This window comes from Bdellovibrio sp. ZFWA1 (genome assembly GCF_056175665.1).
In genome coordinates this window covers 525,980-551,212 of sequence record NZ_JBJKJH010000001.1, presented here as the reverse complement: position 1 = coordinate 551,212, position 25,233 = coordinate 525,980, and the positions used below count along the sequence as shown (strand labels likewise).

Annotated in this window: 27 protein-coding genes; 15 read left to right on the top strand and 12 right to left on the bottom strand. The window is 43.7% G+C overall.

All coding sequences use genetic code 11. The features are described 5' to 3' along the window. Nucleotides 1–32: 32 nt before the first annotated feature. From AC04MN_RS02635 to AC04MN_RS02610, 6 genes are all read right to left on the bottom strand, one after another. Nucleotides 33–509: a hypothetical protein gene (locus AC04MN_RS02635; protein WP_475381632.1), complete on the bottom strand. Its 477-nt coding sequence runs from the start codon at nucleotides 507–509 to the stop codon at nucleotides 33–35. 189 nt (nucleotides 510–698) lie between these two features. After that, on the bottom strand, nucleotides 699–1,943 hold the full coding sequence (locus tag AC04MN_RS02630) for a M14 family metallopeptidase (RefSeq protein WP_475381631.1): 1,245 nt from the start codon (nucleotides 1,941–1,943) through the stop codon (nucleotides 699–701). Nucleotides 1,944–2,010: 67 nt separating this feature from the next. Then, nucleotides 2,011–2,271: a PilZ domain-containing protein gene (locus AC04MN_RS02625; protein ID WP_475381630.1), complete on the bottom strand. Its 261-nt coding sequence runs from the start codon at nucleotides 2,269–2,271 to the stop codon at nucleotides 2,011–2,013. A 94-nt stretch (nucleotides 2,272–2,365) separates the two neighbouring features. Continuing rightward, nucleotides 2,366–2,875, bottom strand: a complete 510-nt coding sequence (locus AC04MN_RS02620) for a dihydrofolate reductase (RefSeq protein WP_475381629.1) — start codon at nucleotides 2,873–2,875, stop codon at nucleotides 2,366–2,368. 2 nt (nucleotides 2,876–2,877) lie between these two features. Further along, nucleotides 2,878–3,672, bottom strand: a complete 795-nt coding sequence (locus tag AC04MN_RS02615) for a thymidylate synthase (RefSeq protein ID WP_475381628.1) — start codon at nucleotides 3,670–3,672, stop codon at nucleotides 2,878–2,880. Between the two features lie 76 nt (nucleotides 3,673–3,748). Continuing rightward, the gene (locus AC04MN_RS02610; RefSeq protein WP_475381627.1) at nucleotides 3,749–4,609 is read right to left on the bottom strand and encodes a LysR family transcriptional regulator; all 861 of its coding nucleotides are present in this window, start codon (nucleotides 4,607–4,609) and stop codon (nucleotides 3,749–3,751) included. A 95-nt stretch (nucleotides 4,610–4,704) separates the two neighbouring features. On the opposite strand from AC04MN_RS02610, the gene AC04MN_RS02605 reads away from it, so the two are divergent. Both AC04MN_RS02605 and AC04MN_RS02600 read left to right on the top strand, forming a co-directional pair. Beyond that, on the top strand, nucleotides 4,705–5,415 hold the full coding sequence (locus tag AC04MN_RS02605; RefSeq protein WP_475381626.1) for a pirin family protein: 711 nt from the start codon (nucleotides 4,705–4,707) through the stop codon (nucleotides 5,413–5,415). 174 nt (nucleotides 5,416–5,589) lie between these two features. After that, on the top strand, nucleotides 5,590–6,093 hold the full coding sequence (locus AC04MN_RS02600; protein ID WP_475381625.1) for a hypothetical protein: 504 nt from the start codon (nucleotides 5,590–5,592) through the stop codon (nucleotides 6,091–6,093). Nucleotides 6,094–6,204: 111 nt separating this feature from the next. On the opposite strand, the gene AC04MN_RS02595 is transcribed toward AC04MN_RS02600, so the two are convergent. Together AC04MN_RS02595 and AC04MN_RS02590 are read right to left on the bottom strand one after the other, a co-directional pair. Then, the gene (locus AC04MN_RS02595) at nucleotides 6,205–6,627 is read right to left on the bottom strand and encodes a cytochrome b562 (RefSeq protein WP_475381624.1); all 423 of its coding nucleotides are present in this window, start codon (nucleotides 6,625–6,627) and stop codon (nucleotides 6,205–6,207) included. A gap of 122 nt (nucleotides 6,628–6,749) precedes the next feature. After that, entirely contained in the window at nucleotides 6,750–7,214 is a 465-nt protein-coding gene (locus AC04MN_RS02590; protein ID WP_475381623.1) for a CBS domain-containing protein, read from the bottom strand. 301 nt (nucleotides 7,215–7,515) lie between these two features. On the opposite strand from AC04MN_RS02590, the gene AC04MN_RS02585 reads away from it, so the two are divergent. Beyond that, entirely contained in the window at nucleotides 7,516–8,184 is a 669-nt protein-coding gene (locus AC04MN_RS02585) for a hypothetical protein (protein ID WP_475381622.1), read from the top strand. 35 nt (nucleotides 8,185–8,219) lie between these two features. Here AC04MN_RS02585 and hpt read toward each other — a convergent pair whose 3' ends face one another. The 3 genes from hpt to AC04MN_RS02570 are packed head-to-tail and all read right to left on the bottom strand — an operon-like array spanning nucleotide 8,220 to nucleotide 10,569. After that, the gene (gene hpt, locus AC04MN_RS02580) at nucleotides 8,220–8,750 is read right to left on the bottom strand and encodes a hypoxanthine phosphoribosyltransferase (RefSeq protein WP_475381621.1); all 531 of its coding nucleotides are present in this window, start codon (nucleotides 8,748–8,750) and stop codon (nucleotides 8,220–8,222) included. Nucleotides 8,751–8,761: 11 nt separating this feature from the next. Then, nucleotides 8,762–9,541: a uracil phosphoribosyltransferase gene (locus AC04MN_RS02575; protein WP_475381620.1), complete on the bottom strand. Its 780-nt coding sequence runs from the start codon at nucleotides 9,539–9,541 to the stop codon at nucleotides 8,762–8,764. A 14-nt stretch (nucleotides 9,542–9,555) separates the two neighbouring features. Continuing rightward, entirely contained in the window at nucleotides 9,556–10,569 is a 1,014-nt protein-coding gene (locus AC04MN_RS02570; RefSeq protein WP_475381619.1) for a hypothetical protein, read from the bottom strand. Between the two features lie 101 nt (nucleotides 10,570–10,670). On the opposite strand from AC04MN_RS02570, the gene rsmH reads away from it, so the two are divergent. From rsmH to AC04MN_RS02555, 3 genes are read left to right on the top strand one after another with little or no spacing between them, the layout of a single operon-like run. Beyond that, nucleotides 10,671–11,615, top strand: a complete 945-nt coding sequence (rsmH, locus tag AC04MN_RS02565; protein ID WP_475381618.1) for a 16S rRNA (cytosine(1402)-N(4))-methyltransferase RsmH — start codon at nucleotides 10,671–10,673, stop codon at nucleotides 11,613–11,615. Continuing rightward, nucleotides 11,575–11,967 carry a histidine kinase gene (locus AC04MN_RS02560; protein WP_475381617.1) on the top strand — a complete coding sequence of 131 codons (393 nt, stop codon included), beginning with the start codon at nucleotides 11,575–11,577 and terminating at the stop codon, nucleotides 11,965–11,967. The genes rsmH and AC04MN_RS02560 overlap by 41 nt, the downstream gene beginning before the upstream one ends. Before the next feature lies 1 nt (nucleotide 11,968). Then, nucleotides 11,969–13,921: a penicillin-binding transpeptidase domain-containing protein gene (locus AC04MN_RS02555; protein ID WP_475381616.1), complete on the top strand. Its 1,953-nt coding sequence runs from the start codon at nucleotides 11,969–11,971 to the stop codon at nucleotides 13,919–13,921. Nucleotides 13,922–13,944: 23 nt separating this feature from the next. On the opposite strand, the gene AC04MN_RS02550 is transcribed toward AC04MN_RS02555, so the two are convergent. Continuing rightward, entirely contained in the window at nucleotides 13,945–14,640 is a 696-nt protein-coding gene (locus AC04MN_RS02550; RefSeq protein ID WP_475381615.1) for an alpha/beta hydrolase, read from the bottom strand. Between the two features lie 27 nt (nucleotides 14,641–14,667). Between AC04MN_RS02550 and AC04MN_RS02545 the strand changes: the two genes are divergently transcribed. The 9 genes from AC04MN_RS02545 to murB all read left to right on the top strand — a co-directional run bounded on the left by AC04MN_RS02545 (nucleotide 14,668) and on the right by murB (nucleotide 25,226). After that, the gene (locus AC04MN_RS02545; RefSeq protein ID WP_475381614.1) at nucleotides 14,668–16,188 is read left to right on the top strand and encodes a UDP-N-acetylmuramoyl-L-alanyl-D-glutamate--2,6-diaminopimelate ligase; all 1,521 of its coding nucleotides are present in this window, start codon (nucleotides 14,668–14,670) and stop codon (nucleotides 16,186–16,188) included. Nucleotides 16,189–16,198: 10 nt separating this feature from the next. After that, complete coding sequence (locus tag AC04MN_RS02540; protein ID WP_475381613.1) at nucleotides 16,199–17,632, top strand: UDP-N-acetylmuramoyl-tripeptide--D-alanyl-D-alanine ligase; 1,434 nt, start codon at nucleotides 16,199–16,201, stop codon at nucleotides 17,630–17,632. Between the two features lie 95 nt (nucleotides 17,633–17,727). Next, nucleotides 17,728–18,804, top strand: a complete 1,077-nt coding sequence (gene mraY, locus AC04MN_RS02535; protein WP_475382952.1) for a phospho-N-acetylmuramoyl-pentapeptide-transferase — start codon at nucleotides 17,728–17,730, stop codon at nucleotides 18,802–18,804. Between the two features lie 9 nt (nucleotides 18,805–18,813). Continuing rightward, nucleotides 18,814–20,202 carry a UDP-N-acetylmuramoyl-L-alanine--D-glutamate ligase gene (gene murD / locus AC04MN_RS02530; RefSeq protein ID WP_475381612.1) on the top strand — a complete coding sequence of 463 codons (1,389 nt, stop codon included), beginning with the start codon at nucleotides 18,814–18,816 and terminating at the stop codon, nucleotides 20,200–20,202. A gap of 25 nt (nucleotides 20,203–20,227) precedes the next feature. Then, entirely contained in the window at nucleotides 20,228–20,671 is a 444-nt protein-coding gene (locus AC04MN_RS02525) for a hypothetical protein (RefSeq protein WP_475381611.1), read from the top strand. An 82-nt stretch (nucleotides 20,672–20,753) separates the two neighbouring features. Further along, entirely contained in the window at nucleotides 20,754–21,902 is a 1,149-nt protein-coding gene (gene ftsW, locus AC04MN_RS02520) for a putative lipid II flippase FtsW (protein WP_475381610.1), read from the top strand. Continuing rightward, nucleotides 21,899–22,972, top strand: a complete 1,074-nt coding sequence (gene murG, locus AC04MN_RS02515) for an undecaprenyldiphospho-muramoylpentapeptide beta-N-acetylglucosaminyltransferase (RefSeq protein WP_475381609.1) — start codon at nucleotides 21,899–21,901, stop codon at nucleotides 22,970–22,972. Before ftsW ends, murG begins: the two co-directional genes overlap by 4 nt. Further along, the gene (gene murC / locus AC04MN_RS02510; protein WP_475381608.1) at nucleotides 22,969–24,333 is read left to right on the top strand and encodes a UDP-N-acetylmuramate--L-alanine ligase; all 1,365 of its coding nucleotides are present in this window, start codon (nucleotides 22,969–22,971) and stop codon (nucleotides 24,331–24,333) included. The genes murG and murC overlap by 4 nt, the downstream gene beginning before the upstream one ends. Further along, nucleotides 24,330–25,226 carry a UDP-N-acetylmuramate dehydrogenase gene (gene murB, locus AC04MN_RS02505; RefSeq protein WP_475381607.1) on the top strand — a complete coding sequence of 299 codons (897 nt, stop codon included), beginning with the start codon at nucleotides 24,330–24,332 and terminating at the stop codon, nucleotides 25,224–25,226. Before murC ends, murB begins: the two co-directional genes overlap by 4 nt. Nucleotides 25,227–25,233 lie beyond the last annotated feature (7 nt).

Below are 25,233 nucleotides of genomic sequence, written 5' to 3'. Positions count from 1 at the left end.
CGGTTAAGGAACAGTTAAGAACAACGAGGAACTTAGTTTACCTCGGATTGGCAAAACTCTTTAAGGATCTCTGCGGTATCTGCCGGATATAGTTTTTTGGCAAGACTTAGACATTCACTCTTAATTGGAGAGGCCTTTATCTCTTCAAGGCAGTAGTACCAAGCCCGAGCTTGCAGGGATGGATTGCCTATTTTATCTGCAATTTTTTCGCAGAGCTTAGTTGTAATACTTTTGTTAAAGTCTTGAAGGCAGCTCCATCTAAAATTGTCTGCAGTGTCTTGAGCTTGAAAAAGATTACTTAAAGCAAAGCAGGATTCTGCATTCTTCACTGGATGCTTGCTTGCACATTTTAAGCGCGCCTCATCGATTTCCGAAATGTATTTAAATTTTTTGCTGGCGTTGATGCATTGTTGAAGTTCCGATGGGGCGGCCCAGGCCATCTGGGTGAATGCCATAGCTAACAGAAGTACTGAAGTGCGTAGAACTGAAAAATTAAAAAGGCTCTTCATGTTGATCGCTCCATGTGATCCCAATAAACGGGGATCTAAGGTCAATCACTATGCGAAACCAAGGCCAGCTTCGTCTACCAATATCATGGATTTTAGGTGTCTTAATTTTGGACGGTGACTTATTTGGTTAGACTTGTCTCATTTTGACACAAAAAACCCCTCGGTCAGAGGGGTTCTTTTGAATAGGATTTAAGGTCTCCAGATGGGGCCAGATTTATCCAGTACGCGGTAAGGGTTGTCGGCGTACTCAGTAAGATAAAGCACCGGTTCTAAGTTCTTATCAGTCACAGGTTGGATCACTGTCGAGCCTGGATAGAAGCCACCACTCCATTGATTTTTGGGGTCTAATTCAAAAGTGAAAGAGATGATTTTGTGTTCACCATAGGTCCAATCAGTTGTATCTCCGGATGCAATGTAAAGCTCTGAAGACTGTTGAGGGGTGTATCCATTCCATTGGGACATTGTGCGAGCCATTGTTTCGTGGACTTGTTTGTCTGTCGTGTTCTGGATGCCTTCGTATTTGTGTCCCCAAGGATACAGAATCAGCTCGGAAAACGTATGGAAGCTAAGGTTGATGGTAATGTTCGTGTTGGCTTCGATGTATTTTTTAATCGCTTGAGTTTCTGGCTCAGAAAATGGAGCTTTACCCATGTAAGTGTCCGAGTCAGGGCTTTTGCTTGAGCCTCCGGTGCCCCACATGTATCCATAGTTTCTGTTAAGGTCGACGCCGAACGAATTTCCACCATTGCGAGCGCGATTCTTTCTCCACATTTTGTATTTACCACCCTCAACATCGTACTCCATGCCATCAGGGTTGACGGTTGGAATAAAATGAATATCGCGCGAGTTGATAAGTCTAACAATACGTGGATTTCCATTTTTATATTCAGTTATAAAGTACTCAATGTAATTAAGAGGCAGCTCTACAGAGAGGTGTTCGCGAGCATGGTGTCCACCCATGATCGAAATGGCAGGATAGAGACTGGCATTTTTAATATCACCCATGATGCGGAAAAGGAAGATATCGCGACCTTCTGTCGATTTGCCAATCGAAGTGAGGCTAGTAAAACTTGGATTTTCAGATGCCAGTTTTTGAAGTTTTTGGGTCATCTCTGCATAGTTGTGATAAATTGCATCTTTCGCGGGAAAGTCCATTTGCTCGGTCAAAGGAAAGCTGACTTCAACCCAACCCAGTTTTTGCATCGCTTGTAGTTCGTCGATATTTCCGGTCGCAGTTACAAAATCCTCTCGCGTTGCTTCGATACTTAGACCTTTTGCTGCAACGACTGACCTTTCAAATTTATCTTTGGCGCGAATTTTCATCCAGTAGATCTGTGAGTCTTTTGTTGGAATGGCGTTGGATATGAATGGAATTAAAAGCAAAGCAGCAAGTTGCATCATGCACTTCGATGCACAACGGATAGTGCGGTTCATGGACCCCTCCTTGGGTTGATGCTTAAAACGATAGCACAACCAAGGTCCATCAAACAATCACAGGAGCTTATTTAGGTAGGAAGCAGACACCCATTCCCAGGCCTTTAGTCCAGATGACTCGGGCTTCGACCTTACGCTCTTTAGATAAAGTGTTCAGTTTCACGGTGACATTAACGAGTTCGCCACGTTTTGGAATAAAGTCGGCATTCGAAATTTCAAAAAATGCCCCCGTCAAAGAAAGGTTTTTCATTTGCGCAGTCATGACAGTGGGGTAGCCGTAGATTTCGATTTTGGCGTACTCTTCTGTTGCATATCTTTTGGCATTCATCGGGCCTCCCACCTTCTATTTTACGGAATAAATAGGGAAAGCCTTAGGGGGATTGTCCAAAGTCTCAATTCAAATCATCTAGCAGTTTGTAATTTTATGTAGCTTGTCGAATTCTTTTATAGAGATTAAATGCAAAGGGAAAAGGTTCGGTTCTTGGCGAACTTTCAGACAGAGCAAACTCTTGAAGATTGATTTCTGGGAAGTAGGTATCTCCTTCAATAGAGTGACCAATTTCTGTAAGGTAAATTTTGTCAGTGTAGGGCATTGCCTGCTTATAGATCTCGCCTCCGCCAATGACGAAGACTTCTTCTGGCCAAGACGGAATATGTTCTTGGGCTTTTTTTAAAGCTGATGTGAGGTCGGCAGCTGCAATCACCATTTCCGATTCGGCAATGGCCTGTGGGTTTCTAGAGATCACAATGTGCAAACGCTTTGGCAAGATGCGACCTTGAAATGAATCGAAGGTCTTTCTACCCATAATGATGATGTGTCCTTTGGTGGTGTCTTTAAAGAACTTCATGTCCTCGGGAAGATTCCACGGAAGATCGCCATTGATGCCAATGACTCTGTTCTTCGAGCATGCGGCAATCTGACTTACTATCATATCTATACCGCCACCGGAGCTTTGATTGCTGGATGAGGATCGTAGCCAACGATTTCAATATCTTCGTATTTAAAATCAAAAATATTTTTTACAGCTGGGTTGAGCTTCAGTTGAGGCAATGGGCGGAAGTCTCTTTGAAGTTGGGTTTGCACTTGTTCCATATGATTAAGATAGATATGTGCATCGCCAAGTGTGTGAACAAAGTCCCCTACTTCGAGGTTGCATACTTGAGCAATCATATGAACAAGCAATGCATAAGAGGCAATGTTAAACGGAACACCTAAGAAAATATCGGCGCTTCGTTGATAAAGCTGGCAAGATAGTTTTCCGTCAGCGACATAAAACTGGAAAAAGGCATGGCAAGGAGGCAAAGCCATTCGATCGACGTCGCCCGGGTTAAATGCGATGACCAGATGTCTTCTGGAGTCCGGATTTTTTTTGATTTGCTCGATGACATTAGTAATTTGATCAATCTTCCGACCATCTGCTGTTTCCCAAGCCCGCCATTGTTTTCCGTAGACAGGGCCAAGATTGCCATTCTCGTCAGCCCATTCATCCCAAATGGTGACCTTGTTATCCTGAAGGTACTTAATGTTCGTATCACCCATCAAAAACCAAAGAAGCTCGTGAAAAATAGAACGCGTATGGAGTTTTTTTGTCGTCAACAGAGGAAAGCCTTCTTGAAGATTGAAGCGCATTTGATATCCGAAAACACTGACTGTGCCGGTACCTGTGCGATCCATCTTTTTTGTCCCATTTTTTAGAACGTGTTGAAGCAAATCGTGATACTGCTGCATGTTCTCTCCTTAAATTTTTGATTCGAATCGGACCATGGATAAGTTAAGCAAGATCGTGGGGTGCTGTCATCAATTCCTAAAGACTGTTGTTGAAATGTCGCCAAATATGCTGAGCGCAGGGTCCCAATTCGCTTTTTTTGGGGTGCGCCATGCTTAAAGAAATCTTGATTTCTTCAGAATGCGTGAAAACTAAGCTTTTATTTTTGAGTTCATTTCGGATCATGAATTCGGGCATAAATCCCCAGCCAAGCCCTGCTAATAGGAATTGCTTCTTGCTTTCAAGGTCGTCGACGACCATTTGATTTGAACTAAATATTGCGGCACTCCTAGAGCGGTCTTTTCCTGTCGAGGCTAAAACAATTTGCGGCAGGGGATAGATCAACTCGGCTTTAATCTTTTTGCCCTTTAGTTGCTGCTTCAGAAAGTTTGGTGTGCAAACGGGCCTTAAGGTTACACGAGTGATTTCTTTGGTGCGCAGAAGTTGGGTTTCGTTGAGCAGCTCCCCGAAAGCCAGATCGGCCTGGCCATCAAGGAGCTGCTCATCCGCGCTTAGAACGTCATGAAGAATTCTAATTTCCGTCAGTGGATATTTCTGTTGGAAACTCTTCAAACATTCTGTCAGAAGGGGGAGGGGGAAGAGGGCACTTACCGCTAGGCGGATTTGGGGTTCATGACCTCTCTGTAAAAAATCTGCTGTTGTTTTTAAGTCATCTAGTTGAGCCATAAGCTCATCGGCTTTTTTCAAGAAGGCACGGCCCTGAGGGGTTAATTCGGGGCGATATTTATCTCGGGTAAACAGTGAAAAGCCAATTTCGCTTTCTAGGGAACGTATCGCATAACTGACCGCACTTTGCGCTTTATTCATGGACTGAGAAGCGGCTCGAAAGCTGCCAGTCTGCTGAATTTGTTTAAGTGTCAAAAGCTGCTCGATCGTCATAAAAATATAATGATCTAAAAGTTAGATTAAATCTATCAAAAAATTATAATTTTTTTAGATCATCTTATTTTGTATTATCTTCTCAAGAGGTAAATATGAAATACATAAGAAGATCTGAAGAACGTGGTTATGTTGAAGCCGGATGGCTTAAAAGTTTTCATACATTTTCGTTTGGCGAGTACTATGATCCTCGTTTCATGGGTTATAAGGATCTTCGAGTTATCAATCATGACTTTATAGAAAAGAACTCTGGTTTTCCTTTGCATGGCCATAAGGATATGGAAATTATCACTTATGTCTTAAACGGTGCCGTTGAACATCAGGATAGTCTGGGTAATAAGGCTCAGACAGTTGCCGGAGATGTTCAGGTTATGCATGCGGGACGAGGTATTCGCCATTCTGAATATAATCCCTCGAAGTTGGATGAGCTCGAATTGCTGCAGATTTGGATTATGCCCAAAGAAGGTGGTTTGGAGCCGGGTTATGTTCAGCAGGCATTTCCGCGGGAATCTAAAATCAATCAACTTAAGCTGATCGCGACCCCGAACCCCGAGGAAGATGGGGCGGCTTTGCAAATTCACGCAAATGCTAAACTTTATGCCGCTGTCCTTGAAGAGCAAAAGCAAATTGAGGTGCCGATTGCGGAAGGGCATGGCGTTTGGCTGCAAGTCGCGCGAGGCGAAATCAAGGCGCAGGGCGAGACCTTAAAAAAAGGTGACGCTATCGTCGTTGAAAAAGAAGAGCGTCTAAAAATAACGGGACTGGCGGCAGATTCCGAGATACTGATTTTTGATCTTTGGGGATAAGCTGCTTTGGTTTTTATTTCAGGTGGAAGGTGGAAAAATTATAGAGGCGTGAGCCCTCAAAGCGAACCTATCGTCGTTTAGGGTGTGAATATCAATATGCATAGAGCGTATTATGAATATTCATCGATTATGGTAAATAAGCGCACATCCAAAAATAAACAAAAGGAGACTAAAATGTTTAAAAAGGTTGTCGCTATTTTATTGTTCATTTCTTCAGCTAATGCAGCTTTACCAAGTAAAGAGGTAAGCAGTTTAAAATCGTATCAGTTGATTCAATTGGCGAAGGGTTACGAAGCTGCCCAAATCAAGGCGACCGATGTCTATGCGAGCGCTTACGACATTCGCAACTTGAAGAATATCAAAGATTTTAAAAAATATGCCGAGACTTTAACTTCAGCCGAGTTGAGCGAGGTTGTAGTGACTGCATCGAATAAAGAGCACCTAGCGTATGATGTAGCCAAGTTTTTAATGACGGGTGATCGCTATGTCCAGGAAGATATTTCGGGTGTTGGTCAGCTTATCCAGCCGTTGAATTCTGTAATTTTAGGTCGATCTGAAATCAAAGTATTCTGGGGTTCATCGTATGAAGAAGAGTTTAGCGCATCCCACAATGTTTTAGTAGTTTTTGATCTGAAGTCCAATGAAGTTCTAATACTGACTGTTGGATACTCCGAGTAGTCGAGAAGTTGCTTAAAAGTCTAAGACCTGAAAAAAGCCAAGTATTTAGCTTGGCTTTTTTCTTTTTGAACTCATGAATTCATCCAAAGAGCGATCCGATTGGAATAAGTACTAAGGATCAAATTGATCGTGGCCATCACGTTTGGCTTGATTCAATTGACTCATGATTGCGACAGCTGTTGCATTGTCATTAGCGCGAAACGCAGCAGATGCTTGAAGTGCTAAGTTGGCGACATTGTCTAGCTGTTGGTTGTATTCTATTGTTGCATTTGCTTTTTGCTCATCAGCCATCTCTTCGATGACGGCAGGAATAAATGTTTTTGCGTGCAAAGCTAAAGTCGATACTTCTTCAAGGACAAGTGCTGAATTTTCGTTTTGGGCTGGATTGTTCATTTGAGCAGCTACGGCTTTCATGCGAGTGCCCATCGCTTTCATCGTAGTTTTCAAAGAGTCTGGAAGGCCTTCAGAGCTCAAGTTTGCGTTGGCCGAAAAAGCAAAGCCTAGAACCATTAGCAATGATAAGAATTTTTTCATAAAAATCTCCTTTAAAGATGTCGAAGATATAATCGCATAAAAACACAGAGCCAACCTTTAAAGTTAGCTCTGTAAAAATGCGTAATTAAAGTCTTTATTTTTTGTCAAAAATTAAGGAGTCCTTAGATTCCAGCTTGGGATACCATGTTGGCTCCGGCCTGAAGCGCGGGGTTGGCTAAAAACTCTCCAATAATCCAGCGAGAGCTTTCTTCTTCGGTTAAAAACTGTGCTAAAAGCAGTAGCATATCTTCGGTCGTTACGATTCCCACGACATCGTCGTTTTTAGTGATCAAAAATGCAGATATTTTATCTTCAATCATTGTTTGGACCACTTTTTTAACACTCGTGTGAATGTCAAAAGTTCGAACTGGGCTAGTCATCAACTCGTAGACCGGCTTTTTATTAGTCGGAGCTCTGAGCAGATCTCGATCCGAGAGCATGCCAACAATGTAGTTGTTTTCCTTATCGGCAACGGGTAGGTGGCGAACCCAATTGCTGGTCATAAGTTTGTAGGCCTCTTCGGCGGTTGCATTTTTATCGATGGTTACAAGTTGTCGAGTGATATGGTCTTTCAAGTTTGCTTTCATAGAGCCTCCCATTTATTGGCTTATCAAGGGGCGTGCCGCCCTGGATTTCATTAGGTTGAGTTTAGGCGGGCCTAAGGGACATTGTGTCCCCCGAGGGTGGGAGGTCCAGTTACAGAATGTCCCCCCTCGGTGATCTCGGTAAGGTAGGTATGAAACAATTTCCGTCACTTGTCGAAAATCTGCGGGGTCCAAACAAGTTCCGGGGCAATAGAATGCGAAAGGACGCTGGCTTTTACTTTGCTGAAGCCTCTCCCAGCTAGGCATAGGCCCGGTCTTTTGCGTTTGTGATGGAGGACGTTCCATGAAAGAGTTTTTGACGGTATTTCTTTTCCTTGTGACTGTTTCGGCCCCAGCTCAGAATGGCGAGCTGCCTCGATCGACATTTCGTCATCCTACGGTGGGTAAGGCGAGCTGTGTCCCCACTATTAAAGAAGACCCGGCGGTTGTTTTGAAAGCTCATGGCATCGTTACGAAAAATCTATCTCAAACTTATGTACGATATGTTGCAGAGATCGTTTCGATGATGTCGAGTTTAGCTGGGAAAAAATTGACCATATTCAAAGGCACAGAGGTGATCTACAACCCCAAAATGGATATTGTAGCTAGGCAAACAAATGGGCCCATCGAACTTTCAGCAGAGGGAATGGGGATTAAAGCGGTCTACGTTCATGAAATTGGGCACGTTGTTGGCAATGCGAAGAATGAGCGAGGACAAACTTATTATCAGGCTTACAATTCGAAAGTCACAATGCCTTGCTATCCGACGCAGTACTCGATGGTTAGTCATGGTTATGGCCGCAGAAATGAAGAGTTTGCAGAGGTCATGACGGCTTATCTGTTGGCGCCAGATATGCTTTTGACTGGTGGTCAATATTGCCGTCAAGCTTATGATTTTTTTAGATCTGAACTTTTTACGGCCAGCTATCATCGCTGCGAAGAATCCGGCCGAATGCCCGAGCAAGAGAAATAACAAAAAAGCCGAGTTTTATACTCGGCTTTTTTTATTTATTGAAAGTTTTGAACCTGAGCTATGTAAGGAAGGTTGCGGTAGTAGCCTTGATAATCCAGGCCATAACCAACGACAAACTCGTTCGTGATTTTAAATCCAACGTGATCCATATGACATGGCACTTTCATAGCTTCAGGTTTCTGTAAAAGTGCTACAGTGGTAAGGCTTGCAGGCTTGCGGGCCTTAATGGCATTGATAAGATAATTCATTGTGATTCCAGTATCGACGATGTCCTCAACAAGAATGACATTTTTTCCCTCTAGGGGAGTTGTTAAATCCAATGTGACTTTGACTTCGCCAGACGAACTTGTTCCACCATGATAGCTCGCGACTCCGTAAAACTCGCAAGTAATGTCTGTATTGATTTGGCGAATAAGGTCTGAATAGAACATGAAAGAGCCCTTAAGCACACAAACTGCAACGACTTTTTGATCTTTGAATCTTTCTGTCAACGCAGATCCAATGTCAGCAACTTTTTTGGCGATTTGTTCTTCAGTTAAGTAAGGTTTAAGAGTTAGGTCTTGCATGCAGTCTCCGATCATACAAATGAGTTGTTCATAATTTCGCCAAATCCACCACCGCCAGGAACGATATAGTCTTTATCGTTTAAGCCGCGTTCTTGCTCCCAGTACTGACCAGGAGTGCTGTTTAAGACTGCCTGTTCAGAAAGGCCACGGTCAAGTCTTAAGGCATAGATCACGACTTCAGGGTGAGTGGTGGTAATTTTCTTTAAATATTCTGGGGTTACAATTAAGTGCAGAGCTAAGATTTTTTTTGCTGTGCCCTCGATATTGTTTTTGTAAAAGGCAATGCTGTCCGAGATCGTTGTGCCTGTGGCACCCATGGGGTCAGGAAAGATGAGATGGCTTCCGCTTATGCCGCCGCCGATCTTAGTGCCTCCGAGGTCTGCGCCGGTGACTTTGTTTTGGTTGTTCGTGGCTCTGGAAGCGAAGATATGATCTTGCCGAATGCCTTGTGGGTCTAAAAACCAATGAAGTTGCTGATAGCAAATATGGCTAGGCCAAGTTCCGGCCCGCGCTAAATTGACAACCACAGCTGATTGCGAAGGGGCGATGCGCTTATACTGCAGTGGCGCATTTGGATGAAAAGAAGTCATGCGAGTGGGAACCTCGTGTAGCTCGGTTGCAAATTCTTTGGCAATGACGTTTTGAATTAGCAGAGTATAGAGTTCTTCAACAAGTCGATTGATGTCGGGTTGAAATGTATCGGGATGGCAAAGTTTTGCTAGCAGGCCTGAAGCCAGGGGATTGTCTAACAAGTGAACGTTGGATCCGTAGTGATGACTGACTTCTTGCATACCAACCCGCCTTTTTAGCGAGTCACACTGTAAATAACGACGAACTCGCTACGCCCTGACTGAAAATTTTGAGATTTGAGGATTTTAAATACAGGAAGGGCGCTAAGTCCATCTTCATCCGCAGGAATGGACCGGCGCGGAAGAAATCCTGACACAAAAAAGACAGATTTGGGCGTTATTTCGAACATCGCGGGATAGTTCTTACGCTGTATTTCAAAACTAGGGGCCTCGCGCCAGCTGCGCTGCATGTCTAAATTGCCTTTCCACGTGTTGTCGGTCAAAGACATATCAATAAATATTTCGAAGCCTATCTTTAATGAAAGGTCATTTCTATCTTTGATGCCGGCAAACCAGTTGATGGGCTGACCAATCGTGAAGGGCTTTTTTTCTTCCGCTAAAACTTGAATTTCTTTACTTTCAATTCGGCGATCAAAATCGGATAGGATGCCTGCTTGATAGTCTTCGAAGTCGATGAATTGGCCAATGCTCTGGCTTTCCTCAAAGAGCTCTAAAAGTATTTTTCTTGGAATTTCGGCGTAAATCACACGTAGTTCGTGTTCGCCATTTTTTGAAGAAGCTGCAACGTTTCGATTGTCGAGTGTTGCCGGTGCCGACTTTGATTCCGAGGCCAACGGGGCCGTCGTTAAAGCACTGGCAGTGGGGTTTGTCGAGGCAGACTCTGCCTGAGTGGGCTGGGTGTCACTCGTACTTTCAGATGGTAATGTGTCGGCTGTTGAGGGTGTCGTAGATGAACCACTGACGTCTGCATTTTCTGAAGAGGCGATTTGAAGTTGCCCCTGAAGAAGTTGGATGCGGCTTTCGATACGTTGGTATTGTTGTTTATAAAGAAAAAGAAAGGCCGTAACCGCAATCGTAGCTAAGAAAAAAAGTTGAATGCGAGAATCACTGAAAAATTCTTTTAGAATTGATGGCTTATGCTTTTCTCGATAGGAATCCATATTGACACCGCATTGGGCGCAATATTGATCTGGCGGTTGCTCAAATCCACATCGAGGGCATTTTATCATCCGTGAAAAAACTCCTGTTCTTTCTATAGCTTAGTGGAAAGCGACTTGACGCTCAATGAATTTGTCCCTAGTTTGAAAATTGTAAAAGAAAGAGGCCAGTTGTGGATCTGACAAAAGTCGAGTTTGCCCCCGAGCACTATCCGGTATTGTGGCGAGAAGTCGTAGAGTCGTTCAAAAAATTTGAAATGCAAAAAGAAGCCGTATTTTTGGATGGTACTTTTGGAAGAGGCGGACACACAGGTCTTATTCTCAGTCTTTTTCCGGAAGCAAAAGCCATCGTGTTTGATCAAGATCTGGCTGCTATCGAATATGCAAAACAAAAATTCCCGACTGAAGTCCAGAGCGGCCGACTGCGCGTTATTCATGATAATTTTGCAAATTTTGCTAATCATAACCTTGGTCAATTTGATATGATGTTATTGGATCTTGGTGTGAGTTCACCGCAATTAGACAATGCAGATCGTGGTTTTAGTTTTAATCATGATGGACCTTTGGATATGCGGATGGATCAGACGCAAGAATTAACGGCGGATTATATTGTGAATACGGCCTCTGAGGACGAACTGATTCGTTTGTTTCAGAATTACGGAGAAATCTATAAGCCCTTCCGAGTAGTTCGCGCCCTTGTGCATGACCGAAAAACCAAAGCATTTAAGACGACCCGAGAATTGGCGAGTCTTATCGAGCGAGTAGATGGTTGGCGACACAAAGGCTTTCATCCTGCGACTCAGTACTTTATGGCTTTAAGATTGGCCGTTAACGGAGAGCTGGATGTGGTGGCTAAAGCAGTTCCCGAGATGATGAATTCCCTTAAAATGGGTGGACGTCTTGCGGTGATTAGCTTCCATTCGTTAGAGGATAGAATTGTTAAAAACTTTTTCCGTGAGTCCAAAGAATTAGGGCTGCCGGTAAACAAAAAGGTGATCGTTGCTACTCAGGAAGAGTGCGACTTAAATTCCCGCTCGCGATCTGCAAAATTGCGAGTTTTTGAGAGGGGTGCTCAGGATGAGCCAAAAAAATATTCATCAGCTAAAGCCTTTCGCTAGTGTTTTAATTATTATTTCTACTTTATTCGCCATTGTTTTTTTACAGATGGAAGAGCGCCGTGTTGGTTACGGTGTTCTTAAGCTAACCCGCGAGTATAAAAAAGCAGCTGAAGAGCGCCGTACACGGGAAGTACAGTTGGCGAAAGTCACTCGTCCCCAGTTGTTGGATCAAATTGCCAAAAGCAAATTCACGCTAAAGAAAATCGAACCTAAGCAGATTGTCCTGCTTTCCGAAGTTAAGATGCAAGATGAGGCAGCTACTGCTGTTAAAAGTTTTTTCCCTTGGACTCAGCCAACAACTAAACCTGAACCATCTTTAGCCGTTAAACCTAATGACAACAAGGAACTGTAAGTTGAAATCACGTATTTTATTTGTCTTTGCTGGATTGATGTTTTTATGGGGTGTTCTGGGGCTACGTGCGGCCTATCTTCAGTTTTTTCCTAATGATCGATTGGATGCACGTCAGTCTCGACTGTTTCAAACGGTAGTAAACCTTCAAGCACGACGCGGGGCTATTACAGATCGCGAAGGTCGTGAAATGGCGATGTCATCGGTGGTATATAGTCTTTATGCTGATCCTAAGATTATTGAAAATCGCAAAAAGGTAGCGAAGGATGTTTCTAAAATCTTAGATATTTCAAGTGACGTTGTGTTTTCAAAAATTAAAGATAAAAACCGTCGGTTTGTTTGGATTGAAAGAATGTTGGACAAGGATAAAGCCGATGCAATCAAAGCACTGGATGTTCGCGGTCTTTCATTCGTTGAAGAATACAAACGTATTTATCCAAATGAAAATCTTTTGTCTCAGACTATTGGTTTTATTGGTAGCGAAGGTCAGGGGCTTGAAGGTATTGAAAGACTTTTTGATTCTCAACTTAAAGGAAACAATCGTAAAATTTCTGTTCGTCGTGATGCGCGCGGACGTCCGCTGTTGGCGGACGGTTTGGTTTTTGCCGAAAACCCAGATGGTGATGATATTCGTTTGACCATCGACAGCGAGTTGCAGTTTTCTTTAGAGTCCGAGTTAAAAAATGCAATCGAGACTTTTGAAGCCGAGTCCGCAGTCGGTGTTGTGATGGACGCTAAAACTTCAGAGGTCTTGGCGCTTGTGTCGGCTCCGTCCTTTGATGTGAATAAAGCAAATTCGACTCCGGCAAATATCCGCCGCAACCGAGTTGTGACTGATGCTTTCGAGCCAGGTTCAACGATGAAAAGTATCGTTATTGCAGCCGCCTTGCGCGAGAAGCTTTTAACGCCAAAGACAAAATATTTTTGTGAAAATGGGACATATAAAATTGGCAAGCGTACGATCAAAGAAGCCGAGTCTCATGAAAAATTTGGCGACATGACTGTCACTGAAATTCTGCAGGTTTCTTCAAATATCGGAACCACAAAGATTGGATTTCAATTAGGCGATGATAAACTTCGTCAAGCGCTTTTGGATTTTGGGTTTGGTGTTAAAACAGGGGTGGATTTGCCTGGAGAAGCGCGAGGCATAGTGCAAGAGCTTCCATGGCATCAGCATTTGCTTTCAAATATTTCGTTTGGACATGGTATTTCTGCGACGCCATTACAGATTGCGAATGCCTACGCGGCTATCGCAAACGGAGGGGTATTAAATTCGCCATATATCGTATCCGCTGTTCGCAATGGTGAGACAGGAGAGCTAAAAGAAAATAAACCGCGTCCGATCCGCCGAGTTTTGACTGAAGAGCAAGCTCTGCAGATGCGCGAAATGCTAATGGCGGTCACTGAAGGCAAGGGGACCGGGAAAAATGCAAAGGTGCCGGGTTATTTAGTTGCGGGCAAAACGGGTACCGCTCAAAAAGTAAATCCAAATGGACGCGGCTACTTACCTGGGGCTTATATCTCTAGCTTTGCTGGGTTTATCCCCGCAAATGATCCAAAGTATGTGATCTATGTGGCTATTGATTCGGCAAAAAAATCTTACTATGGCGGAGCTGTTGCTGCTCCAATTTTTTCAAGAATTGCAAGCTATGCAGTTCGTAAAAAAGGGGTAGCGCCTCAGATTTTAGGCGATGTTGATGTCGATGCGTCCAAAGGGGGGCGAAGCCCGGCTTCTAAGGGTGTTGTGAAAAATTCAGTTAAGACGGCTGAGTTTAAAGTCGAGTCTGTTAAGTTGAGCGTTGTTCCGGATTTAAAAGGTCTTACTGGTCGTGAGGTTTTGCGACGTTTTATCGGTCAGGATGTGAAATTAAATATGGTTGGCAGTGGAAAAGTTTCTAACGTTTATCCTGCGGCAGGAAGTGAAATGCCTGCGGAAGTGACGGTAATTTTAGAATAAAAAAAGAGGCATAGCCTCTTTTTTTATTTAAATCGTTCGTCAATCCAGGGGCCTAATTTTTGAATGACTTGCATTGGAATTTCGTGAGCTCCCTTAAAGGCCAAGCAATGTCCTTTGAGTCCCGCCTGTTGAAGTAGGCCCTCGAGTTTTCTAGCTTGTTTGATTCCTAAAACCATATCGGATTCGCCATGGCTTTGGAAAAAATGACCACCGGATTTTTCAGAGATTTTTTGTTTCAGTTCTTCCTGATTTAAAATAGTTCCAGATAGTAAAATCAATCCTGCGGGGCGCTCGGGGGCGTGGGCGTAGAGTTCTTGTGCTAGCATCGATCCTTGACTGAATCCACCTAGGATAATTTTATTCCAAGGGACTCCAAGTTGTTTGATCATTTCAAAAGCCATTTCACGAACCTTAGGTAGATCTTTTGGGGTGTCTTCCGCCATGTCGCGAGTTGTGCCTGCAGCGATGGCGCGTTCGATTGCACCCATATCGATATTCCACCAAGCCCGACCTGTCCAACCAGGCCCAATAGGTACTTGCAAGGGGCCGTTGGGGAAAAGGTAATTAATTGTTGTTTTGGTGGGGAACATATCAGCCAAAGACTGAAGATCATGAGCATCTGCTCCATAGCCATGAAACAGAATCACCCAAGGGGTGTCGTTTGTTGGGGTGTCGTCATTTAGAACTTCTAAGCAATGAATCTTTCCAAGTTGTCTCATAGTGTTCTTACAGATAATATGGAGGACATGAAGCTACAAGATCTTTTTGCACCATTACACGCGCCAGAACATTTAATTCCTCATATCGAAATTAGCGGGGTTCACTCGGATGCTCGAAACGTCGAACTTGGAGGATTGTTTGTGGCAATTCCCGGAACAAAAGTGGATGGACATAGCTTTATCGAGCAGGCAATTGCAAATGGTGCCGCCGCCTTGGTTGTTCAGGATCGACAGAAAGTACCTGCGACTTATACCGGATTTGTCTTAACGGTGCCAAGTTCGCGCGAAGCGCTGGATGTTTTGGCGTCACGCTTTAACAGTGACCCTGCCGAAAATCTTTTTTGCGTCGGGGTCACTGGTACAAATGGAAAAACCTCTGTGACTTATATGATTGAGTGTCTTTTAAATTCGGTACAAAAAGAGACAGGTGTGATTGGTACGATCAATCACCATTTAAAAGACCAAGTATGGCCAAGCGAAATGACGACCCCGGGGCCGGTAGATTTGCAAAAAAGACTTCGTGAATTCAAAGAGGCTGGTGCAAAAGCCGTTGCAATGGAAGTTTCTTCGCATGCCTTGGATCAATATAGAGTTGATAGCGTTTCTTTTGATGCTGTTGTCTTCACGAACCTGACCCGTGATCATTTGGATTATCATAAGACAATGGATGCCTACCTTGAAGCAAAACAACGACTCTTTACAGATTTGATGTTTAAAACAAAAAAGGCATCACCTTTGGCTGTCGTAAATATCGATGATAAATATGGTCGACGTTTAAAGGTTGCGGATCGTGCTGATATTTGGACTTACGGTCAATTAGATCAACAGCCTGAGGCAGACTTAGGTTATCGTGTTTTAAAAATGGGATTTGATAGAACCTTATTTCTTTTGAGAACTCCTCATGGCGAGATTGAAATAGAAATTCCAATGTCGGGTGTTCATAACGTGATGAATGCCACGGCCGCGGTGGGAATTGCATTGTGGGCGGGTCTTAATTTAGAACAATGCCAAAGGGCACTGTCGCAATTTACCGGAGTCCCAGGGCGTCTTCAAAGTGTGTTGAATTCTTCAGATGTTTCAGTCTTTGTTGATTATGCTCATACTCCAGATGCTTTGGAAAATGTGTTGGTGGCACTTCAAAAGGTTCGGGCTGGGCTTGATGGGGCCGCTCAGCAGGCAAAAATATGGACGGTCTTTGGGTGTGGCGGTGACCGCGATAAGGGGAAACGTCCTTTGATGGCTCAAATGGCCGTTCAATATTCCGATGAAATAGTTATTACATCTGATAATCCCCGCACTGAAGAACCTCAAAGTATTATCGAAGATATCAAAGCGGGTTTGTCTGCTGATCAGTTAAAAAAAGCCCACGTCATAGAGGATCGACGGGAAGCCATTTTAAATTGTATCAGTAAGGCTGGCCCCGGAGACGTGGTTTTGATTGCCGGTAAAGGGCACGAAGACTATCAAATTATCGGTAGCACGAAACATCCATTCAGTGATTATCAAGTGGCTCAAGAAGCTTGTCAGGCAAGACGCAGTTCGCGGTAAAGGAGTTGGAATGAGAAAGATCAGTTTTCAAGAAATTTGTGAGGCGACCCAAGTTCAAATTCTTTCGAAGTTCGAGACTCATTATGTGGGTATTGGAACGGATACTCGGAAAGATTTAACGGGACAGCTTTTTATCGCCTTAAAGGGCGAGGCTTATGATGCACACAACTACCTTGATAAAGCGGTTGCCGCTGGGGCTTCTGCTCTATTGGTGCACGAGCTTCCCGTGGCCTTCGAAGCTTTGAAGGACAAAGTGACGATTCTGAAAGTAGAAGATACCTTAAAAGCGCTTCAAAATTTGGGAACTTGGGCTCGCAGGCAATTCAAGGGGCCAGTGATTGGAATTACGGGCTCTAATGGTAAAACCACAACCAAGGAGTTTACAGCTGCCTTGATTGGGACTTGCAAGTCGGTACACTTTAATAAAGGAAGCTTTAATAATCATTGGGGTGTCCCATTTACTTTGTTGCAATTAGATCCCAACAAAGAGGTGGCTGTTGTCGAGATGGGAATGAATCACTACGGCGAAATTACTGATTTGGTTCACATTGCCGAGCCAGACGTTGTTGTGTGTACGATGGTGGGGAGAGCCCATATCGAACATTTTGGGACCATCGAGGGCATCGCAAAAGCGAAGTATGAGATCTACGAGGCGGCTCCCGAAAAAACAATTCGCGCTTTCAATTTGGACAATGTGCACACTCAGAAAATGATGAGTAACGAGGCTCTTCGCTGGGGGACTGATGCGGCTAAGAAATTTATCAGTTTTTCGGCTCAGAACGAACAAGCTAAAGTATTTATGAAAATAGATGCCATGAGTATGCGAAGTTTAAAACTGAGTGGAAAAATTGATGGTGTTTCTGGGGCGGTCGAGGTGCCTGTTTTTGGTGAGCAAAACTTGACCAACTTGATGGCTGCCGCCGCGTTGGCAAAAGCCGTAGGCTTGACTGGCGAACAGATTTGGAAGGGGTTGGCGGCTTGCAGGACAAACTGGGGGCGCAATCAATTACTCGAGCTTCAGAGTGGGGCCGAGATGATTTTTGATGGTTACAATGCCAACCCGGACAGTATGAAAGCTTTGTTAGACAATGTGAGGCTGATAAAAAACGGTGGGAAGAAAATTGGAGTCTTTGGGGAAATGTTAGAGATGGGTGATCTATCTAATCAACTTCATCTTGAGTTGGGTAGTTGGGTTGGAAGCACAGGGTTTGAGCGAGTTTATTTTATTGGAAAACCCTCTGCGAGTTTTCAAAAAGGTTTGGAGCAGGCAGGATACAAAGGCTACTCGAATGTAAAAGAAGTTTTTGACGATACGATGGCGCAGGATTTGGTGCAAAATCTGAAGAGTCAGGATGTCATCGTTGTGAAGGGGTCTCGAGGTATGAAGCTTGAGCGTTTTGTTTTGCCTTGTCAGCCTAAGGATTTTAATCTTAATAAAGAATAGTAATTACAAGCACTTATAAAGTTTTTATTGCATCTTAAAGTTGAAGTGTGTTATATCTTCTGGGTCCATTTTTTAACCCAGAGGAACAACTTAAGATGCTCTATCAGTGGCTCTATTCTTTCGCAGATCAAGTATCGGCGTTCAACGTTTTTAGATACATTACTTTCAGAACATTTATTTCATTTTTTACGGCCTTTTTATTGTGCTGGATGTGGGGGCCGTATTTTATTCGTCGTCTTCAGCAGAAGCACTTTGGTCAAAGTATTCGTGATGATGGACCTCAAACTCATAAGAAAAAGGCGGGCACGCCGACCATGGGTGGCGGTCTTATTTTATTGTCGACGTTAATTCCTTGTTTGCTTTGGGTGGATATGATGAATCCCTTAGTTTGGGGAGTTCTTGTCGTTACCTGGGGCTTTGGATTGATCGGCTATATTGATGATTGGCTTAAAGTTAGCAAGAAGAATTCTAAAGGTTTAAGTGGGAAAGTTCGGTTGGCGGGAGAATTTTTAATATCGGGCCTGACGGTCTATGTCCTTATTAATTATTTCGGTCTGGCTACTAAAGTTTCGATCCCTTTCTTTAAGCATATCGCATTTGACCTGGGTCAATTCTATGTTGTGTTCGCGGCACTTGTGATTGTCGGAACAGCAAATGCAGTTAATTTGACTGATGGTCTTGATGGGTTAGCGATTGTGCCGGTGATTATCAGTGCAAGTACACTGGGCTTGTTTGCTTATGTGTCTGGTCACTTCGCCATTGCTCAGTATCTTCAAATTCCTCACGTGTCAGGCGCTGGAGAATTAGTTCCGGTTGCAGCCACGATCGTTGCGGCGGGGATGGGTTTTCTTTGGTTTAACGCCTACCCGGCACAGGTCTTCATGGGTGATGTTGGATCATTATCTTTGGGTGGCTTTTTGGGGACGATGGCTGTTTTAACAAATAATGAATTATTGATGGTTATACTTGGTGGAGTTTTTGTGGTGGAAGCTTTATCTGTAATCATTCAAGTGGTCTCATTTAAGATGACAGGTAAACGAGTCTTCAAAATGGCTCCTTTGCATCACCACTATGAACTTCATGGTTTAACTGAAACAAAAATTATTGTGCGCTTTTGGATCATCTCGATTTTGCTAGCTGTCCTTTCCATTGCGACTTTAAAACTGAGATAAGGTGTAAGAATGTATAAAGATACCGCGGAATTGAAAGATAAAAGAATCCTTGTGGTCGGTCTTGGTAAGACTGGCGTTTCATTGGTTAAGTTCCTTGTAAAGCACGGAGCACAAGTTACGGTGACGGATCACAAGTCGCGCCCCGAGTTATCAAATCAATTGGAGCTTTTGGGTGAAGTTCCAGTTAAATTTGAATTAGGCAATCACTCTCCGAAAATATTTTTGCAACAGGATCTTGTGATTTTGTCGCCCGGAGTTCCAAACAGTCTTAAGATTTTTGATTATGCTCGTTCGCAGGGTATCAAAGTTACTGGCGAGTTTGAGTTCTCTACAGGTTTTATTAAAGAGCCAATTGTTGCGATCACTGGAACAAATGGAAAAACGACAGTGGCTCGTTTGACCGAGGCCTTTCTTAAAGAATCTGGGATTTCTTGCTGGGTTGGCGGAGCCATTGATCGCCCAATCACCGATTATTTATTGCAAGAAGAGCCCGCAAAGGTTGTTATTGCCGAAGTTTCTAGCTTCATGCTTGAACACTGCGATAGTTTTAATCCTCAAAATATCGTATTTACAAACTTGGCCGAAAATCATTTAGATCGTTATCGCTCGTTGGAAGAGTACGTGAATGCGAAACGCCGTGTATTTAAAAATACGAATCAAGCAACAACTTCTATTTTAAATGCCGATGATAATGCCGTGGTTGAGCTTGCTCGCGATCCGGCGGTTCAGCGCGGAAGAATCATGTATTTCTCGCGTAAGCCTGCTCTAGAGCCTCAGATTATGAACATCGGTGGAGCGGTCAACATCGGAGATGAAATCCGAGTTAGAACGGGTCCTGAAATCGAGTACTATTCTATTAAGGGTATGAAAATGAAGGGGCGCCACAATATCGAAAATATGATTGCGGCGATTTTGACAGCTCGAGAGCATGGCGCAAATCGGGATGCTATTCAAAGAGTCATCGATGTTTTCTTGGGATTGCCTCATCGTCTAGAGTACGTTCGCAAGGTGGGCGGTGTATTCTTTTATAACGACTCGAAAGCGACAAACGTTCATGCCGTTTTGCGGGCACTGGATGTTTTTGACGAGAACGTAATTTTGATTATGGGTGGCAAGGATACCAATCTTAACTTCGAACCTTTGCGCAATTCAGTAAAACGCAAGGTCAAGACTTTGATCCTGGTTGGTGAGGCGAAGGAAAGAATTAACCGTGATCTTGGCGACTTCTCGGAAACGTTTTTGATTGGAACATTTGAAGAGGCCGTCTTGATTGCTTACCAAAAGTCTAGAATCAACGATACAGTTTTGCTGTCTCCGGGCTGTTCTAGCTTCGATATGTTTGACAGCTACGAAGAGCGCGGCGATTATTTCAAAGAGATTGTGAAAAAGTTTCGTTAATTGAGTCATGACCCAGGGAGGGGCTATGAATAAGCATTTTATTATTTTTGCAGCAGCAATTGGTTTGGTTCTAACTGGGTGTGCTTCGGGTCGTTTCAAAGAGCGTCAGGCTCAGCGTGACAAGGTCGCTGGTACATCAGGAATGTACTGCGAGTTTGTGAGCGGTGACGAGCATCCTGACGTTGATGTTGAGATGAACTTAAGAATGGCTCAGCGTTGTGATGCGAATAAGCCTTTTTCAATCACCGGCTACAAAAATTCTTCGGAAAACTTCGGTCTTGTTTACTGTTGTTCAATGGTAAAGGCAGAGCCGAAAGCAGCGCCTAAGTCAGTGCCAGTTGAAAGAAAAGATGATGCGGTCATTTCTGCAGACAAGAAAGCGGTAGCTCCGGCGGCAAGTTCAGCACCAGGCGACAAAAAGCCGGTGGCTCCTGCGGCTAAAGATGCGAAAGATGAGCTAGATAATTAATTTGCTAGTTATTAAGAATAGAGTCTAGGTTTGCTAGACCCTGGTGAAACTCCTGATTAGAATTCTAGTCAGGAGTTTTTTTATGCTACGCTATCTTAATTCCAGTCTTTTTTTGGCCATTATCGCTTTAATCGGTATTGGTTTAGTGCAGGTTTACTCTTCAAGTTTTATTTTTGCGACTGAATCATTTGGTGATGGATTGTTCTTTTTTAAGCGGCAGCTTCTTTTTGCATGTATTGCATTTGGGGTTATGGTCGCGACAATTCATATTCCTTTTGATTTAATTCGACGCTGGGGTTTCCTGATGTGGGGGGTGGCATTTTTTATGATGCTACTTACTTTTGTTCCAGGCATTGGGGTTCGTGTCGGTGGTGCTTTGCGATGGATTCAGCTTCCATTCGGTTTGCGTTTTGAGCCTTCTGAACTGTTAAAGATCTCTTTTAGTATCTTGTTTGCAACTTTGTTGATTCGGAATGAATCTTATTTGCAAAGAGTTAAAACGCACTGGTTGATTTTAGGTCTTTTGATTCCGATCGGAGTATTGCTAAAACAAAGAGACTTCGGATCATTTGCCATCATTCTTGCTGTGGGTACGGCTTTGCTTTTTTCGTTCGGTTTGAAGTGGCGTTATATTGTTGTCGCCTGTGCATCTGTGGTGGGAATTTCAACAGCTTATATTGCGACTCACCCCTATGCGAAGGCGCGAATCCATGGTTTTTTAGATCCTTGGGCTGACCCCGAACAGAAGGGCTTTCAAGTAATTCAATCAATGCTAAGTTTTTCGTCAGGGGGCTTGACTGGAGCAGGTCTAGGTAAAGGCCAAGGGAAGTTATTTTTTCTTCCTGAGGCACATACCGATTTTACGTTGGCAGTTTTTGGCGAAGAAATGGGTTTTATTGGTTTTGTTCTTTTGCTTTCTTTATATGGCTTTGTAATTTTTAGAGGTATTCAAATCGCGGTTCGCACTGAAGATACTTTTAAGCGAGCGATGTCTTTGGGACTCTCTCTCACTTTTGCACTTTCGGTATTCATTAACTGTGGTGTTGTGATGGGACTGTTGCCAACAAAAGGATTGACGCTTCCTTTTTTAAGTTACGGTGGAAGTTCTTTGGTGGTATTTGCTTTCATGTTTGGGCTGATTTTGAATATCGAAAATAGTTTTGAAGATGACAGCTTCAGTCGAAGATACACAGCACAAGGTGTGCGGCACCGGGAACACAATTTAAAATGAGTAAAAAGAATATCATTATTGCAGGTGGGGGCACTGGCGGCCACATTTATCCTGGAATTGCTATGGCGCGAGCTCTTCAAAAAGAAGATCCCGAATTAGAAATTCATTTTGTTGGCACCTCCATGGGATTAGAGACAAAAATTATTCCGCGCGAAGGGTTTCAACTTCATCTGATCGAAAGTGGAAAATTGAATGTTAAAGGAAATCCTTTACTCAAGCTCAAGACCTTGTTGAAGCTGCCTTTGGGGCTGCTTCAATCCTTGCGATTGCTCTGGGAGTTGAAACCTTTGTATGTCATCGGTGTCGGTGGTTATGCCTCGGGGCCGATGGTATTGGCCGCTAGTATCGTGGGTGTTTCCACTGCGATATGGGAGCCTAATGCGATGCCTGGAATGGCGAATCGTTTGCTGTCTCGTTTTGTTGATAAGTGTTTTGTGGTTTTCGAGGACGCCAAAAAATATCTGAAAAATGATGAAATTCGCGTGACCGGGATGCCGGTTCGCGAAGAGATCGAAAAGGCCACCAAGTCGGGGAATCAAACCCATGATTTTCACCTTTTAAGTTTTGGTGGCAGTCAAGGATCGCGTGTTATCAATAACTGTCTTCAGGCGGCTATCCTTAAGGGAGGTGAATGGACTCAAGGTCTTGAGGTCGTTCATCAAACAGGCAGTTTGGATTTCAAGGTGGTAAGTGAAAAATATCAAGACTGTGCGGTGAAGGTTGAGGCTAAAGAATTTATTTTTGACATGCCGACCTATTACCAATGGGCAGATATTATAGTTTGTCGCGGTGGAGCAAGTTCGTTGGCCGAGGCCGCGGCATTCGGAATTATTCCCATCGTTATTCCGTTACCGGCTGCTGACAACCATCAACAGAGGAATGCGGAAAGCTTGGTTGCGAAAAATGCTGGTCGCATGATCTTGCAGGATGAATTGACTCCGGAAAGATTGATTGCCGAGGTGCAGAGTCTTCGTAGTAACAAAGAATTGCGTCTGCAGATGGTCCAGAATATAAAGGGCTTTTATATAGCAAATGCGGCCCAGAGTATCGCTAAGGAAATTTTATCATGAATCTACAAAAATCAAAGTTTCACTTCGTAGGAATCGGCGGTATTGGAATGTGTGGCCTTGCCGAGTTGCTTCACAATATGGGGGCACAAGTCACGGGAAGTGATGCTGCAGAAAATGCCAATACAGAACGTTTGATAGAATTGGGAATTCAGGTTCACAAAGGTCATGCGGCCCAGAATGTAGGACAAGCTGATGTTGTGGTGTACTCAAGTGCCATTCATTTTGGAAATCCAGAAATTGCAGAAGCGCGCTCTAGGCAAATTCCATTGATTCCTCGGGCTGAAGCCTTGGCTGAAATTATGCGCCTAAAAAGAGGCGTGGCTGTCGCCGGAACCCATGGAAAAACAACAACGACTTCTTTAACGTCTGCAATATTTTTGCAGGCTCAATTGAATCCTACTATCGTTGTTGGTGGCCGTTTTGATATGATCAAGTCGACTGCTTTGTTGGGTGATGGGGATTGGTTAATCGCTGAAGCCGACGAGAGTGATGGTTCGTTTCATAAATTAAGTCCTGAAGTCGCAATTATTACGAATATCGATTCGGACCATTTGGATCATTTCAAAACTTTTGAAAATCTACAAAAGGCCTTTCATGATTTTGCTTTGAAAGTTCCTTTTTATGGAATGACTATTGTCTGTGGTGACGACTCTGTTGCGCGTTCAATTTTCGAACACTTTCCAAAACGAATTTTATTTTACGGATTTGATTCTAATAATGATTTGGTTATTGAAGGCGAGAACGGTCGCTACAAGCTATTTCATAATGATCGAATGAAGGGTTCTCGTGATCTATTAGGTACTTTCCAAATGAAAGTTCCTGGTCGTCATAACGCTTTGAATGCCGTCGCTGCGATTGCCGCTGGTATGCATGCCGGAATTGCATTTGAAATTTGTGCTCAAGGAATTGCACGTTACGAAGGCGTAGATCGCCGCTTTCATTATAAGGGCGAAAAAGCTGGAGTCATGGTCTATGATGACTATGGCCACCATCCCACAGAAGTCCGTGCCGTTATGCAAGCTTTCCGAGAAAAATTTCCTGATCGTCGCTTAGTCGTTTATTTCCAACCCCATCGGTACTCTAGGACTCAGCACTGTTGGCATGACTTCACAAATGCATTTGCGCAGGCGGACGTCGTGTTGATGGGTGATATTTATCCGGCCGGAGAGACTCCAATCCCAGGTATTACAGGTGAACGGTTGGCGCAGGATTGTAAGCATCCAAATACGAGTTACTTTGTTCGTGATGAGCAGGCCGCTGATAAAGTTGTTGCTGGCTTAAAATCTGGAGATGTTTTCATAACATTAGGAGCTGGTGATGGTTGGAAACTGGGGCTTAGTGTATTGGAAAAAATAAAATGATTATTCAAGAAAACGTTCAGTTAGCTGAATATACTTCGTGGATGGTTGGTGGAAGCGCGGATTTTTTCTGTCTGCCCCAAACGATTGACGAATTAAAGAAAGCCCTGTTGTGGGCCAACGATCAAAATCATCCGGTGACGATTTTAGGTGGTGGAACTAACGTTTTGGTCTCAGATAGAGGTGTGCGTGGGCTTACGATTTGCCTGCGAAGATTTTCGGGACATGAGCTTGACCAGCGAGATGGTCGACTTCATATCACGGCTTTAGCGGGAACTGCAAAGTCCGAGCTTTTAAAAATATTCTTGAAGCACAAGTTAGCACCGGCTTTATTCTTGGCAGGATTGCCTGGCGATGTCGGAGGAGGCATCGTTATGAACGCGGGCGTGGCTGAAATGTTGACACCTCGAGAGTTCGTAGAAATCACAGATTGGGTCGAAGTTCTTCGTTTTGAAAATGGCCATTTTCATTTTCATCGATTTGACAAACACGAAATCGATTGGAAGTACCGTCACAGCTTCGGATGGCAGCCGGGTATAATCACTCGAGTGGGTTTATCGTGGGAGCTCGTTCCCGACGCAGATATTTTGGAGAAAGTGAAGCAGGCCAATCGCACTCGTTTGCAAAAGCAGCCTTTGGATATGCCAAGTTGCGGATCTACCTTTATCAATCCTGAGGGGCACAAAGCGGCGCAACTAATAGATTCTTGCGGGCTTAAAGGGTTCACGATTGGTGGGGCACAGGTTTCTTTAAAGCACGCAAATTTTGTCGTGAATTTAGGTGAGGCAAAAGCGGATGATATGTGGGCCGTTATTAATCATATCAAGAATGAAGTTCTGGCAAAGACGGGTGTAAAGTTAAAAACAGAAGTCGTCTTAGTAGGAGATTGGAACTAACTTTTCT

Coding starts and splice junctions, on each gene's coding strand:
- AC04MN_RS02635 (WP_475381632.1), bottom strand. CDS start 509: ATGAAGAGCCTTTTTAATTTTTCAGTTCTACGCACTTCAGTACTTCTG.
- AC04MN_RS02630 (WP_475381631.1), bottom strand. CDS start 1,943: ATGAACCGCACTATCCGTTGTGCATCGAAGTGCATGATGCAACTTGCT.
- AC04MN_RS02625 (WP_475381630.1), bottom strand. CDS start 2,271: ATGAATGCCAAAAGATATGCAACAGAAGAGTACGCCAAAATCGAAATC.
- AC04MN_RS02620 (WP_475381629.1), bottom strand. CDS start 2,875: ATGATAGTAAGTCAGATTGCCGCATGCTCGAAGAACAGAGTCATTGGC.
- AC04MN_RS02615 (WP_475381628.1), bottom strand. CDS start 3,672: ATGCAGCAGTATCACGATTTGCTTCAACACGTTCTAAAAAATGGGACA.
- AC04MN_RS02610 (WP_475381627.1), bottom strand. CDS start 4,609: ATGACGATCGAGCAGCTTTTGACACTTAAACAAATTCAGCAGACTGGC.
- AC04MN_RS02605 (WP_475381626.1), top strand. CDS start 4,705: ATGAAATACATAAGAAGATCTGAAGAACGTGGTTATGTTGAAGCCGGA.
- AC04MN_RS02600 (WP_475381625.1), top strand. CDS start 5,590: ATGTTTAAAAAGGTTGTCGCTATTTTATTGTTCATTTCTTCAGCTAAT.
- AC04MN_RS02595 (WP_475381624.1), bottom strand. CDS start 6,627: ATGAAAAAATTCTTATCATTGCTAATGGTTCTAGGCTTTGCTTTTTCG.
- AC04MN_RS02590 (WP_475381623.1), bottom strand. CDS start 7,214: ATGAAAGCAAACTTGAAAGACCATATCACTCGACAACTTGTAACCATC.
- AC04MN_RS02585 (WP_475381622.1), top strand. CDS start 7,516: ATGAAAGAGTTTTTGACGGTATTTCTTTTCCTTGTGACTGTTTCGGCC.
- hpt (WP_475381621.1), bottom strand. CDS start 8,750: ATGCAAGACCTAACTCTTAAACCTTACTTAACTGAAGAACAAATCGCC.
- AC04MN_RS02575 (WP_475381620.1), bottom strand. CDS start 9,541: ATGCAAGAAGTCAGTCATCACTACGGATCCAACGTTCACTTGTTAGAC.
- AC04MN_RS02570 (WP_475381619.1), bottom strand. CDS start 10,569: ATGATAAAATGCCCTCGATGTGGATTTGAGCAACCGCCAGATCAATAT.
- AC04MN_RS02560 (WP_475381617.1), top strand. CDS start 11,575: ATGAGCCAAAAAAATATTCATCAGCTAAAGCCTTTCGCTAGTGTTTTA.
- AC04MN_RS02550 (WP_475381615.1), bottom strand. CDS start 14,640: ATGAGACAACTTGGAAAGATTCATTGCTTAGAAGTTCTAAATGACGAC.
- AC04MN_RS02545 (WP_475381614.1), top strand. CDS start 14,668: ATGAAGCTACAAGATCTTTTTGCACCATTACACGCGCCAGAACATTTA.
- AC04MN_RS02540 (WP_475381613.1), top strand. CDS start 16,199: ATGAGAAAGATCAGTTTTCAAGAAATTTGTGAGGCGACCCAAGTTCAA.
- mraY (WP_475382952.1), top strand. CDS start 17,728: ATGCTCTATCAGTGGCTCTATTCTTTCGCAGATCAAGTATCGGCGTTC.
- murD (WP_475381612.1), top strand. CDS start 18,814: ATGTATAAAGATACCGCGGAATTGAAAGATAAAAGAATCCTTGTGGTC.
- AC04MN_RS02525 (WP_475381611.1), top strand. CDS start 20,228: ATGAATAAGCATTTTATTATTTTTGCAGCAGCAATTGGTTTGGTTCTA.
- ftsW (WP_475381610.1), top strand. CDS start 20,754: ATGCTACGCTATCTTAATTCCAGTCTTTTTTTGGCCATTATCGCTTTA.
- murG (WP_475381609.1), top strand. CDS start 21,899: ATGAGTAAAAAGAATATCATTATTGCAGGTGGGGGCACTGGCGGCCAC.
- murC (WP_475381608.1), top strand. CDS start 22,969: ATGAATCTACAAAAATCAAAGTTTCACTTCGTAGGAATCGGCGGTATT.
- murB (WP_475381607.1), top strand. CDS start 24,330: ATGATTATTCAAGAAAACGTTCAGTTAGCTGAATATACTTCGTGGATG.